We start from the raw sequence: 13,075 nt of genomic DNA on the forward strand, positions 1-13,075 counted from the left end.
GTTTAGCAGAATGTCCTTGCCGGTGATGCCCGCCGGAGAGGGCAATTTCCCCCTGTCCCGATACTTCCCTCCTCTCTCCCAAGAAAGTCGGTTTCCCTCGCCCCCAACCTGTGGGTAAACTGGAAACAAAAACACTCGGCTCTTAAGCCAGAGGAAACGTAAACGGTGTCATTACAGCCCCCATCATTCCAGCCAGCACCCCAGTTTAATGGTGTGCTTAATGAGCAATGCCAATTGCTGCTAAGCGGCATCGCCGAACTGTTGCTGTTGGAAAGTGCCGCCGTCATTATCCTGGCGTGGGTTTACTGGCACAGCCCCGTGTCCCAGCCAACCGTGCTAACCTGGTTTGGCATCATTGCCGTGGTACAGATTGCCCGTTTATTTATTCTGTCCTATTACCGTCGCCAACTAGATGGCCAAGAAGCCCTGCCCTTGTTCAGGCGTATGCTCTCAGCCCTCGCTCTCGCCTCGCCCTTATTGATCGGTTTGGCCGGCTACCTGTTCAACCCTTTGGATAGCCTATTCAGCCCGCCAATGCTAGGCGCACAACTGGTATTAATTTGTCTGGGCTTAGGCCTAAGCACCACGGCGCTGGTCGCCTACAGTAGCCATTTCCCCACCGTGTTTTTGTATTTGATCATGCTGCTCGGCCCAGCAGTGGCTCGCCTATCGGAAACCCAGCAACACAGTCAATTGGCACTGGTCCTACTAATGTCCCTGCTGGGGTTGTTCTTCCTGGTCGCCGCCCGTCGCATCAATCACACCGGCCACAAAGCCATGATGTTGCAAGCCAACAACCGCTCACTGATTGATTACCTGAACCGCGCACGCAGCGACGCTGAAGCTCTGAACGAGAAACTGGCTCAAGAGATTTACGATCGCAAAGACGCTCGCCAGCGATTACAAGACACCAACGATCGACTAGAAAGCATGGTGCAGGAACGCACCCGAGCCTTAGGCGAAACCAACACCGCCTTGGCGGCGACCAGCGAACGACTAGAGCTAGCCTTGGAAGCCAGCAACATCGGCCTGTGGGATTGGATGCTGGATACCGGACTCAATCACCACACTAATTTCGACCGCCTGCTAGGATACGACAGCGCCTACTTCAAAAACTTCTTCGGCGACTTGGATACCTTGGTTCATCCGGATGACCTGGCTCGAATCCGCCAAGCCATGGTTTCGCACTTCAAGGGTGAAGACCCCCGCTACCACGCGGTTTATAGATTGCGCCACGCAGACGGCAGCTGGCGCTGGATTGAGGACGAAGGTCGAGTGGTGTCCCGCAGCGAAAGCGGTCGCGCCATACGCATGATCGGCACGCGTCGTGATATCACCGAAGATCGCCAGGCCCAGGAACAACAACGGTTAGCCGCAACCGTGTTTGAAAACGCCCCAGAAGGCATTTTCATTCTTGATCATAAATTCCGTTTCCTTGCCGTAAACACCCGCTTCGAGCAGATCACCGGCTATACCGAGTCTCTGCTTATCGGCCGCCGTATCTTGGAAGAAGAAGGCGCCCAGGCGAACCGGGAAATCTATCTGGAGATTACCGCCGCCCTGCTCGATAACGGCTTCTGGGAAGGGGAAATCAACGAACGCCGCCGTAACGGCGAAATATATCCGGAATGGCTACAGATGAGCGCGGTGCGAGACGAGCAGAAACGGGTAATCCGCTATGTGGGGATGATGTCTGACCTGACCGCGCGTAAGGAAACCGAGCAACAACTACAGTTTCTCTCCAACTATGACCGCCTCACCGGCCTAGCCAACCGCACCCAGTTCCGCGAGCATCTACACAAGTCACTAACCCTTGCCCGCCTGAACCGCCAAAAGGTCGCCCTGTTAATGATCGACCTAGACCGTTTCAAGCCCATTAACGAATCCCTAGGGCATGAAATCGGCGATCGTCTGCTAAAAGCAGCCGCCGAACGCATGGCCCAACATGCCGGCGGGCAAGAGTCCTTGGCTCGGGTCGGCGGCGATGAATTCACCCTATTATTAGAAAATCATGGCAGCGAAGGCAGCATTAGTCAGCAGTGCCAACAGCTTATCAATGCCATGAAAAAGCCGTTCCTGATTGACGGTCACGAACTACTTTTGGGCGCAAGCATCGGTATCAGCATATTCCCGGATACCGCCAAAGAAGCGCAGAGCATGATCAACCAGTCCGACATGGCGGTGTATCAGGCCAAACGTAGCGGCGGCAATAATTTCCAATTTTACCGCAGCAACATGCGCGTGGCCTCAGTAGAACAACTGGCCTTGGAAACTAGCCTGCGCAAGGCCATTTTCAAGAACGAATTCGTGGTGCACTACCAACCCAAAATGAACCTGGCCAGCAATCGAATTACCTCGGTGGAAGCCCTAGTGCGTTGGCAGCACCCCACCATGGGCCTGCTTCCACCGGCAGACTTTATACCGCTAGCCGAAGAAACCGGGTTGATCTCTGCCATTGGTGAACTCGTGCTGGAACGCTCCTGTCGCCAAGCACACAAGTGGCAGAAACAAGGCCTCGGCGAGATCTGCGTCTCAGTAAACCTTTCTGCTCACCAGTTCCGCAAAGGAAACGTAGCGGAAACCATCGATCGAGTCCTATCCACCACGGAACTGTCCCCGCACCTGTTGGAATTAGAACTCACCGAGAGCCTAATCATGGAAGACATGGAGCAGAACATCGAACTGCTCCAGCAATTGCGCAGCCGGGGTGTTGAGTTAGCCCTGGACGACTTCGGCACTGGCTACTCCTCGCTCAGCTACCTGAAGCGTTTCCCGGTAGATACCTTGAAAATTGATCGCTCATTTATCATGGAGCTAGACAAGAACCCGGACGATGCCGCCATTACCCGCGCCATCATCGACATGGCCCATAGCCTGAAAATGAACGTAATCGCCGAAGGGGTGGAAACCGCAGATCACCTGAGCATTCTGCGAGACATGCATTGTGACAGCATCCAGGGCTACCTGATAAGCCGACCCGTACCGGAATCTGAGTTACTAGAATTACTGCACACCCAAGCGTATAGGGACGCCATTGATCATTGAGAATCGCTGACTCACGGCACCACCGTCGTTACCTTGGCCAAGGGCAACGAACCAGCGGCAAGGCTGAGCATGAAATAGCGTTGCTGAGGCTCCTTAAGCTGATTGCGGCGCGTATCCACGCACTAACCCTTAAGCATCTCCAGCGTCTCCTCCGCCTGAAAATACCCTTCCAGATGGCGACGCAACCATGCCTCTAGCAAGCCTTCTTCCTGCAGCTTAGCCATCACCGGCGGCAGGAAGCGACGAGCATCATCCAACATCAGCTCGCGGGTCACACCCAATTCATCAAGCAAGCCCGTCAGGCTGGTATCACCGTATTTATCAAAAAACGCCTGCACCCCGGATTCCAACATGACATTGAAGTAATCTGTGTGGCGAAGCTCCCGCCAATACTCGAACACGATCACGAACAGCTCTTGAATATCCTCACTGCTCACCAGCTCTTTCACGTCCGCCACCGGGCGTTGCCCAAAATCCTGCCAGGCCACCTTCACCAGCTCACGCAGTTCAGCTACGTTCTCGTCACAGTACAAATAAGGGTCACTCAATAATTGCTCCGTACGGCGCAGCAACCATTCCTGCAAGCGGATCTCTAGGCTGGCCAGCCAGCGCTCCGGTAATCGTTTGCTCAACTGGCCGCGAAAGGGGCTAGGTAAGCCCTGATGCAACAGCGTCTTGATTCCCAGCTGGGCCCCCCCCGCCAGCAACGCCAGCAACACCGGGTTGCGCCCCAGCCAAGCCATCCCTTCCCGAGACAATGGGATTTCCAGCACCTTATCGAACAGAGCCATCACCACGGCCTCATCGATAACTTCTTCCACAATGCGTTCGCTCTGGATAGCGTGGTCATAGAATTGCTCCACCATATCGCCCACCAGCTCGGGAATCGCACCACTGATATCCATCTTCACCGCGTACTTCTGCGCCGTGGCAAACACCTGCTCAGCCTGTACCCACTGATTCAAGGAGTAGCTTGCCGCTTTCTCAAGAATGTAATCCAGCTCATCAACGATCAACGAATCCAGATGCCCCGGCGAGAGGCGCGCCAATAGATAACCAATCAGCCCATCCAGTAAACGATTCGCCACTTCTTGTTTATTACTCGCCATTTTTTACCTTCCCTATGAAGAAAGTTCTTGATGATACGCACATCAATTGTATCATCCAGTGATGTAACAGTTGCGGAGGAATGTATAATGTCGACCTCGATTCTACCTATTCGACGAAATTTAAAATTCAACCTGAACCCGGCCAAGGCGCTGACCTGGCACCGGGACGGTCTGAATATTAGCCAGTTCCTCAACACCATGAGCCTGTTCTTCCCGGTCGGTGAACGCTTCTTTATCAACAGCGTCCGCAATTATCGCGACCAGATTACCGATCCAGAACTGAAAAAGGCCGTAACCGCCTTTATCGGTCAGGAAGCCATCCACGGCCGTGAGCACGAAGAGTACAATGACTTCGTTGCCCAGGCGGGCGTTCCCTTGCATGCCCAAGAGGCCATTGTTGCCAAGCTACTTGGCGTGGTTCAGCAATACAGCCCAGAGGCCATTCAATTAGCCATCACCGTATCTCTGGAACACCTGACCGCCATTCTTGGCGGCGGCCTGCTAGACCTACCGGAAATCATGGATGGCTCAGACGAAGACTATAAGGCCATCTGGTATTGGCACGCTCTAGAGGAAACCGAACACAAGGCCGTGGCCTTCGATGTATACCGTACCGTTATCGGCGAAGACAGCAATCTTGGCGCCTACGCCCTGCGCAGCAGCACTCTGGTATTGTCTACCGCCGCGTTCTTTACCCTGTTCACCCCCTTTTATTTACACAATGTACGCATCAAGGGTGGCCTGACCGACCTGAAGGGCTGGCGAGCGGTGGCCAAACACACTTGGGGCCGCAAAGGGGTTTTCCTGAACATCACCAAACCTTGGTTTGATTGGTTCAAACCCGGCTTTCACCCTTGGGACCACGACAACCGCGAACACCTGAAAAACTTCAAAGCCCTGCTTGGCGACCGTCTCAAGGACGCGGCATAACCGTTTTACTTCACCGTGCTCTCCCTTTTCCGGTGATTTTCAGGGTCGGCATTTTTGCCGGCCTTTTTTTTGATTTGATTCCACCGATGCCACGTTACAACCTCAAATTTTCACCTAAGAAAGCGCCGGCTCGATCGCCGGCGTTTTTGTGGAACACGGAGATTTACCCCCCATTGCCAACTTGGGTGGAAACAACCCGATCATCAGCGAGGCGAACGTTTGCCGCCGGGGCGCTGCCGTCCCGGTCTTCACCGAAATACAGCGTGGTGTGCGGGAACGGAATTTCAATGCCCGCTTTGTCGAAGTAGATCTTCACTAGCCGATTGAAGGCACGCCCCACAGCCCACTGGTTGCCCGGCGTGGTTTTAATCACCGCACGGATATTCACCGAACTGTCCGCTAAGGCCGACACCCCAGCCACTTCCAGCGGAGCCAGAATATCCTTCCTGTGCTCGCCTTCCTTCAACGCTTCAAACGCAGCCTCCAGCTGCACGATGGCATCGTCGATGCTCTCGCGATAAGCAATGCCATATTCACCCACATGATTACCGAATTCACGGGTGTAATTAGACACCGCATCCACCGAGGAAAACGGCACTATGTGGTAAGTACCATACAGGTCACGCAACGCCACCGACCGAATACCCACACGCTCCACGGTGCCGGAGTGAGCACCAACACCAACGAAATCCCCCGTGTTCATGGCATTTTCCAATTGGATAAACACCCCAGTAATCACATCCTGAACCAGCTTCTGTGCGCCGAAGCCAACGGCCAGGCCGAGCACACCGGCACCGGCAATCAGCGGCCCGATATCCACACCCACTTCGGAAAGCACAATCATCACCGTCATGATAATAATGGTAATGGCCAACGTAGTATGGAACAGGCCAAGTAGGGTTTCACCACGGGCGGCCTGAGCTGGGGTGCTGTTTTCATCAGGGCAGAATTTATGTTCCACCAGGCTAGCCAACACAACCCACACCGCCGCGGCCAACGCCAGAATAATCAGAATATCGACCAGGGCCGAAACCGCCTGGGTGCCGGTTGTCGTGGCATACCAAGCACCCAAGTCATATAAGGCCCAAGCATCCAGCGACATCACAATCACCAACGCCAATATCAGCGCACGGATCACTTTCAGCCCAGTGGGAACATAAATGTTCACCCGATCTTGCAGATGCGGCATGCTGGCTTTCAGCCCCTCGGGAAGCTGTATTTCCTTGCCGATCAATTGCCCTAATGCAACAGACCCCAGCAAGCCCAGCCCCACAAACACCAGCGTCTCCAGTGTTGCTAGCGCCACATAGGGCAAGGCGGTTTCGGGGTTCAGTACCGTAACGGCAAATACCAGCAAGGCGTACGTAAGTGCCAGCCAATGCCAGCTACGCGCCAATACCAGCCACATTAAACGCACCACCCCGGTTCTGGCGCTCGCCCGTTGCTTCAACGCATCACGCAGCACCGTGCGTTTACGCAAAATGACGGTGGCTGCATAAATCAACGCCACCAGCATAACCACCGTGCTAACAGCGCTACCCAATACAGGAGAAAAATTGAAATTCAACATCGGCACTAGCACCAGCAAACCATAGCCAATCAGCCCGGCCTCACGGGCAAGAAAACGATTGCAGTAGCGAGCCTGCTGCTGCGCTACCGGCAACAACCGCAGGCCTTCATAGCGCGAGGAGAAAAACACTCGCAGCCCCGCTTTAGCGAGTTCCACCAATAAAAACGCATTCAAAAACAGCGCCAATCGGGTGGCATCCGCCCCCAGCTGTTCGCTCAATAACGGCGTCACAAAGGTACCGGCCAGATAAGCCAAAACCACCACAACCCCATCCACAAGAATTGCCAACGCTACCGCCGCCGTGGTGCGTAAAATAGCCAGCTTCGCTGGACCAGCACCGGCCCAGTGACTAAGACGCGCAAAGATCGAGCTGGCCAGTGCCCGTAATGCCCAAAACACAACAAACGTGACAACCGCCAGAATCACCAGATTCAATAGCGCCGCGCTCGCCGTTTTCATATCCAACGATGAGGAGGCTGCTGGCGCACCAGCAGGCTCAGCGTCGGCGCCAAACCATCCCGTAACCAAGGCGCCTAACGCCACAAACTGCCGGCCCATATCACCCGCCAAACCGCCGGTAACCGATGCCATCCGCCGGGCCAGTGAGACCTGCTCTGCGGTTTGCCCACTGGGGGCCTTATCGGCGATCTCTGCGGCCGGCGCATCATCCTCCACCCCGATAGGCGCTGATACCGCCCCTTCCTGTAAATCGCGCAGTTGGTCGATCAACAGCTGGCGGCTGGCGTCATCCTCCAGCAGGTCCGCCAGCTCACCGTATTGATTGGCTTTCGCGACCGGCTCCTGCGCAGGCGCAGCGGCCGTAAATAGCAGAAGAATAAGAGAAAGACAGGCTGTCAGGCCCCGTAAAAGCTGGGGGTGATGGCTCATCACTGATCTCCTTACCCCGGCTAACGCCGAGCAAAATACATTCATTCGATGGTCATTCAGGCGCCCACCCTAACAATCCAGAGCGTGGACAATGTGAAGATCACGGCAAGGAATTACGTGATTTATCAATTGCGAATTGGCCCTAGCGAACTACCGGCGGCGAGGAAGTGCCAATCCCTTAGGTTGACCGTGACATTATTCACTGTAACTATCAGGTTTGGTTATTCATTGAGTAACGATCAATACCACTCAGTGGCAGCGTTAAGGAACGCATTCTGGAGCCCTGACGCTCAGGCTTTAGCTCCTTATATCCATACTTTGGAGCAAGCCAACAAAGGCTTACAGATCGGCCACCCAGCGTTATGGTATCGGCACGAGTTATAGACTGCGCTGCGGTTCGCTCTGGCTACATTGCCAAGGCCCACCCCCCAACGGCACAGCCAATGCGCCCTTGGCGCCATTGCATAGCCGTTTGTGCGGGCTACCGTAAACAAACAGCCTCAAGCACGGCATGAAGGCGACCGTATTGGTGAAGGGCCAACGCTGAGCGACGGCACCGACAACGTAGCCTACAGTGCATTGCTACTGGTGGACGATCATGGGCCCCGCTGGCTAACTGCCATCGCGGCCCACCGGTTAGATACAAACAACCACAACAACAGCGACAAGCAAGAGGAAGCAGCCTGATGGTGCAGTGGCGCGACAGTAAAGTGAGCCGTAATGGCATAGACTTGGCCGTGCGGACCTGGAGTCCCGACAAGAGCCCCACCGTGGTGCTGGTACACGGCTACCCGGACGCCAGCCATGTCTGGGAAAAAGTGGCGGAACGGCTCAGCCGAGATTTTAAAGTGGTCGCCTACGATGTGCGCGGCGCCGGTAACTCCTCCACCCCCAAGAACCGCGCGGCCTATAAGCTGTCCCAGCTGCGTGGCGACCTGCATGCGGTTATGGATGCAGTTTGCCCCGATGAAAAAGTCCATCTGGTGGGGCACGACTGGGGCTCCGTTCAAACGTGGGAATCGGTCACCGAGCCCAACGCTGAGCACCGTATCGCGTCCTATACGACCCTGTCTGGTCCTTGCCTCGACCATGTGGGGCAATGGATGAATGCCCGGCTGCGCGAGCAAAAAATTGGCGCCGTGCTCAACCAACTCGCCCACTCTTGGTATATCGGCGCCTTTCAGTTACCAGTGTTAGCCCCGGCATTGTGGAAAGTTGGGCTAGCCAAGGTCTGGCCACAGGTACTGCGGCGCACCGAGAACCTTTACAGTGAAGCTAGCGTCACCCAACTGCAGGATGGCACCCACGGGATTGAACTGTACCGCGCCAACATGCTGCCCTGCCTGCTCAAACCCCGTGAGCGTTACACCAAAGTACCGGTACAGCTAATCGTTGCCCGCGAAGACAATTATGTACGCCCAGCCATGCTCGAAGATCTACCACAATGGACCGAGCAACTTTGGCGCCGCGAGCTGGATTGTGGCCACTGGGGCCCGCTCTTGCAGCACCCGGATGTAACTGCCAACTGGATTCGAGAATTCATTCACCACATCGAAGGCGCCCCTGCCGCCGGGCCGCTGCAACGCAGTAAAGTCACCACAGGCCACCCAACCGGGCCAGACAGCGGTAAACGGGTGATCATCACCGGTGCCGGTTCCGGTATCGGCCGGGAAACGGCCTTAGCTTTTGCCCGCCGTGGCGCTCTAGTGGTGTGCACCGACATCAACAGCGAAGAGGCCGCCGCCACCGCCCGCACCATTACCGCTGAAGGCGGCGAAGCCCTGAGCCGCAAATGCGATGTCAGCAACACCCGCTCCATGGAAGCGCTGGCGACTTGGGTAGAAAAGGAATTAGGTGCCCCGGATATCGTCGTCAACAATGCCGGCATCGGCCTGTCCGGCTCGTTGCTCGACACCAGCGTTAAAGATTGGCAGCAGGTGCTAGGGGTCAACCTGTGGGGCGTGATTCATGGTAGCCGGCTATTCGCCCGCCAGATGATCGACCAAGGGCGCGCCGGGCATATCGTCAACATAGCCTCTGCCGCCGCTTTTATGCCTTCGCGCATGTTGCCGGCCTATGCCACCAGCAAGAGCGCAGTGTTAATGTTCAGCGAGTGTCTGCGAGCAGAAATGGACGAACACAACATCGGCGTCAGCGCCATTTGTCCGGGCATCATCAATACCCCAATCACCCGCAACACCCGCTTTGTAGGCGTCGACGATGACGAACAAAGCCGCCGCCAGAAAAACGCTGAGAAACTTTACCAACGTCGTGCCTTTACTCCCGACCGGGTCGCGCAGGCCATCGTCGAGGCGGTAGAGAAAAACCGCGCGGTAGTTCCCGTCAGCCCAGAAGCTCTGGGTATGCAATGGCTGGGGCGCTTCACACCCTCGCTGGCCCGTAATCTGGCTCAGGTAGAATTCACCCCCTGAGCTGGGCTCATCCATGCCTCCGTAGGAAGCAGCGGTGCACCTCGCAACCACTGCGGGCTGTGGCCCCGCTGCAAAAAGGGGGCTATCATCCCAGCATGAAATCCAGTGACCGTAACCCCGCAGCTATTTTGCGCAGCCTGAGGAAATACACTCAACCGGCTGAGCAACAGGCACCGGCAGACGCCGGAGACCACAAAGAATTTACCATCGACGAACTGGCGCTCGAAGCCGGCTCGACGGTGCGTAACGTGCGCGCCTACCAGGATCGCGGCATTCTGCCGCCCCCGGAAAAGCGCGGCCGCACCGGTATTTATACCGATGTGCATTTGGCGCGCCTGAAGATCATCGGCGCCTTGCTGGATCGCGGCTACACACTCAACAATATCCGCGATCTACTCAGCGCCTGGGAACAAGGTCGCGAGCTCAATGACATCCTTGGATTGGAAGTAGCAGTCACCACTTGGCAGACTCCCAGCGTCCCCTCCTACTTGGACTATCAGGACCTGCTGGACGACTTCGGCGAAGACATCACACCAGAAGTAATGACCAAGGCCGTCAAACTCGGCTATATCATCCCCGAAGGTATGCGCCTACGTCTGCCCTATCCACGCGTCTACAACGCGGGTAAAGAGCTCAACCAAGCGGGCGTACCGCTGGATGCAGTGCTCACCCATGTAAGCCTAGTGCGCAAAGAAGTAGACAAGTTGGCGGAGCGTTTTATCGGCATGATCATCCATCACATGGTGGATGAAAAGTACGGCGACGAAGCCCTTCCCGAAGGCGAAGACGTACCCAAACTGGCCGATTTTATTACCCGTATCCGCCCACTGGCAGATGCCGTCGTTAGCGACGAACTCGGCCGGGTGCTGGAAAAAAGCATCAACAAAATTCTCGTTGACCGCCTTGCCAACGTGCTAGCCCACATAGAAGAAAAATAACGCGCTGGCCGCGCTAACCTCAGGTACCGCCAAAGGCAAGGTCGCACTTGATGTCTTTGGCGGCTAAGCCGCACACACCCGCTCTGCCGGAACCCAAGCGTTCAGCCTCGGCCGCTCTGGTCGATCACGACGCCTGGCGCGCCCGCCCGCAACAGTTCGCGTAGCTCATCCGGCACCGCTGTCTTCTCGAACGGCTCAGTGGTCATCATCACATACACCGCTTCTGAATGGGCAATGGCACGGCCATCGTCCGCATGGCGGATATCCGCCTGTAGCGAGAACGAGGTGGTGCCCATATGGGTAAGTGAAACAAACACATCCAACACATCGTCAAAGCGTGCCGGCGACCGCCATTGGGTGGTCAATTTCACCACCTGGTTATCCAGCCCCGCCGCCAGCAACTGGCGGTAATCACAGCCCAACGCGCGCATGAATTCAGTCATGGCGATATCCACGTAATCGCCATAACGGGCGTTAAACACCACTTTCTGAGCATCGCATTCGTTGTAGCGCACCCGAAAACGAAAACAGAACGGTTGGGTCATGATTTTCCTTTTTTCATTCTTTTCGCGTCGACATAGACGCATGGCATGGCCAAAGCACGACTGTGATTACAACATCCGCTCAATCGGCAATAACGACAATAACCATGCCAGCATGCGTCGCCAAACGGTGGCCTTGGGTTCACGGGAATACAAGACCGGCTTACCGTCATATCCATCCGCGCCCCACAATAATTCGCCTTCCTGCTTTTCAAGACGGTAACTGTTTTCCGGCGCTAACCCTTCTTCAATAAATGCCGCCACCTGCTGCCCCAGTTCAGCGGACACTACGTAGTATCCCATTTCGGTATTCAAATGCACCGAGCGCGGATCGATGTTGAAAGAACCGACAAACACTTCGCGTCGATCCAACACCATCGCTTTGGTATGCAGGCTCGCCTGGGAGCGCCCTTTGAACAACCGCACCTGCCGGTGCAGTGCCCGGGCATTGGGCTGTAATTCATGCAGCTCAACCCCTGCAGCCAACAGTGCTGCACGGTAACGCGCATAAGCACCATGAGCGGCAATCACATCATTAGTGGCCAAACTGTTAGTCAGCACCGCCGCGCGTCCGCCGCGCTGCTGGAACCCTCCCAGCGCCTCAACAAAAGCATCACCGGGAATAAAATAACTGGCCTCCATCAATAACTCCCGATTGTCTTGCCTGCCCAGCAAACGCGCCAGTTGCTCTCCCATCAACGTCTGCTTCGCACCACTGGCCTTATCAGGGCTATCAAACAGCAACGCTGCCGGAGCCTGCACACATTGCTGCTCTTGTTTTGCCAAGTAATCGGTGAAAAATGCTTCATGCTGGGGAAAGAGGTAAGGGTAGCCTTGCAATGAAGTGCGCCAGCGCCCCAACCAACGCCAGGCCCGATCCGCTGTCGCCTCCGTGCGATGACGGTAACTTTTCATAGACACCGCTAACGGGCTATCCCAAAAGGCATCAAAAGCCATTTGCGTGTCGGCCACGATGGCGCCATGGGCATACAGATCCAGATCACGGAAATTAGTGGATGGATTTACGCCGAAATAGTGATCCGCAACATTACGCCCACCCACCAACGCTCGTTCGCCGTCCATAATCCAAGCTTTGTTATGCATGCGGTGATTTAATCGCGGAGCATAGTAGAGCCATTGCAGAAAATGCTTGTAGCGCCCCTTGAACGGATTGAACAGGCGCACCTCAATATTTGGGTGCGCATCCAGCACCGCCCACTTCACATCCCGGCCCAGCTGATTGGCATGATCCAACAACATGCGCACCCTCACGCCCCGCCGCGCTGCCTCCAACACTCGGTAGATGAGCAGCTTTCCGGTCGTGTCGTCATCCCAGATGTAATACTGCATATCCAGTGTGCGAGTGGCCAAACGCGCCAAAGTAACACGCAGCGTAAAAGCCTGATCGCTATCTGCCACCAGAGAAAAAGACGATACCGGTGTAAGTGCGGAGCCTGATGTTGCTCGGCTCATTTTCCTTCACCTTTTGACCAATGCATTGGCCATAGTGGTTGCTCGTTAATCCGCAAACCGGTATGCATGCCGCCGTCCTCTCCGCTCTCATCATGACCTTCTGATGACAAGAATATAAAATCTATTCTGAGTGCCAACCCTGCCATAC

9 protein-coding genes are annotated in these 13,075 nt (G+C 55.6%); 5 read left to right on the plus strand and 4 right to left on the minus strand.

Annotation, left to right across the window (positions count from 1 at the left end; all coding sequences use genetic code 11):
* The first annotated feature begins 165 nt into the window (after positions 1 to 165).
* Complete coding sequence (locus tag ABO_RS13750) at positions 166 to 3,045, plus strand: GGDEF domain-containing phosphodiesterase (protein WP_011589962.1); 2,880 nt, start codon at positions 166 to 168, stop codon at positions 3,043 to 3,045.
* Between the two features lie 122 nt (positions 3,046 to 3,167).
* On the opposite strand, the gene ABO_RS13755 is transcribed toward ABO_RS13750, so the two are convergent.
* Positions 3,168 to 4,154 (minus strand): hypothetical protein, encoded by a 987-nt coding sequence (locus ABO_RS13755; protein WP_011589963.1) that lies wholly within the window; start codon positions 4,152 to 4,154, stop codon positions 3,168 to 3,170.
* A gap of 87 nt (positions 4,155 to 4,241) precedes the next feature.
* On the opposite strand from ABO_RS13755, the gene ABO_RS13760 reads away from it, so the two are divergent.
* Positions 4,242 to 5,084, plus strand: coding sequence for a metal-dependent hydrolase (locus ABO_RS13760; protein WP_011589964.1), 843 nt, complete (start codon positions 4,242 to 4,244; stop codon positions 5,082 to 5,084).
* 163 nt (positions 5,085 to 5,247) lie between these two features.
* Here the strand turns inward: ABO_RS13760 and ABO_RS13765 are convergent, their stop codons facing one another.
* The gene (locus tag ABO_RS13765; RefSeq protein ID WP_011589965.1) at positions 5,248 to 7,542 is read right to left on the minus strand and encodes a mechanosensitive ion channel domain-containing protein; all 2,295 of its coding nucleotides are present in this window, start codon (positions 7,540 to 7,542) and stop codon (positions 5,248 to 5,250) included.
* Between the two features lie 474 nt (positions 7,543 to 8,016).
* Between ABO_RS13765 and ABO_RS13775 the strand changes: the two genes are divergently transcribed.
* The 3 genes from ABO_RS13775 (at position 8,017) to ABO_RS13785 (ending at position 10,912) form a co-directional block, all read left to right on the plus strand.
* Positions 8,017 to 8,229, plus strand: a complete 213-nt coding sequence (locus ABO_RS13775; protein ID WP_011589966.1) for a hypothetical protein — start codon at positions 8,017 to 8,019, stop codon at positions 8,227 to 8,229.
* A complete protein-coding gene (locus ABO_RS13780; RefSeq protein WP_011589967.1) occupies positions 8,229 to 9,974 on the plus strand; it encodes an SDR family oxidoreductase in 1,746 nt (581 codons plus the stop codon). The genes ABO_RS13775 and ABO_RS13780 overlap by 1 nt, the downstream gene beginning before the upstream one ends.
* 95 nt (positions 9,975 to 10,069) lie before the next feature.
* Positions 10,070 to 10,912: a MerR family transcriptional regulator gene (locus tag ABO_RS13785; protein WP_011589968.1), complete on the plus strand. Its 843-nt coding sequence runs from the start codon at positions 10,070 to 10,072 to the stop codon at positions 10,910 to 10,912.
* Positions 10,913 to 11,013: 101 nt separating this feature from the next.
* Here ABO_RS13785 and ABO_RS13790 read toward each other — a convergent pair whose 3' ends face one another.
* The gene (locus ABO_RS13790; RefSeq protein WP_011589969.1) at positions 11,014 to 11,457 is read right to left on the minus strand and encodes an acyl-CoA thioesterase; all 444 of its coding nucleotides are present in this window, start codon (positions 11,455 to 11,457) and stop codon (positions 11,014 to 11,016) included.
* 66 nt (positions 11,458 to 11,523) lie between these two features.
* A complete protein-coding gene (locus tag ABO_RS13795) occupies positions 11,524 to 12,927 on the minus strand; it encodes a phospholipase D family protein (protein ID WP_011589970.1) in 1,404 nt (467 codons plus the stop codon).
* Positions 12,928 to 13,075 lie beyond the last annotated feature (148 nt).

The organism is Alcanivorax borkumensis SK2, assembly GCF_000009365.1.
Lineage (GTDB): Bacteria > Pseudomonadota > Gammaproteobacteria > Pseudomonadales > Alcanivoracaceae > Alcanivorax > Alcanivorax borkumensis.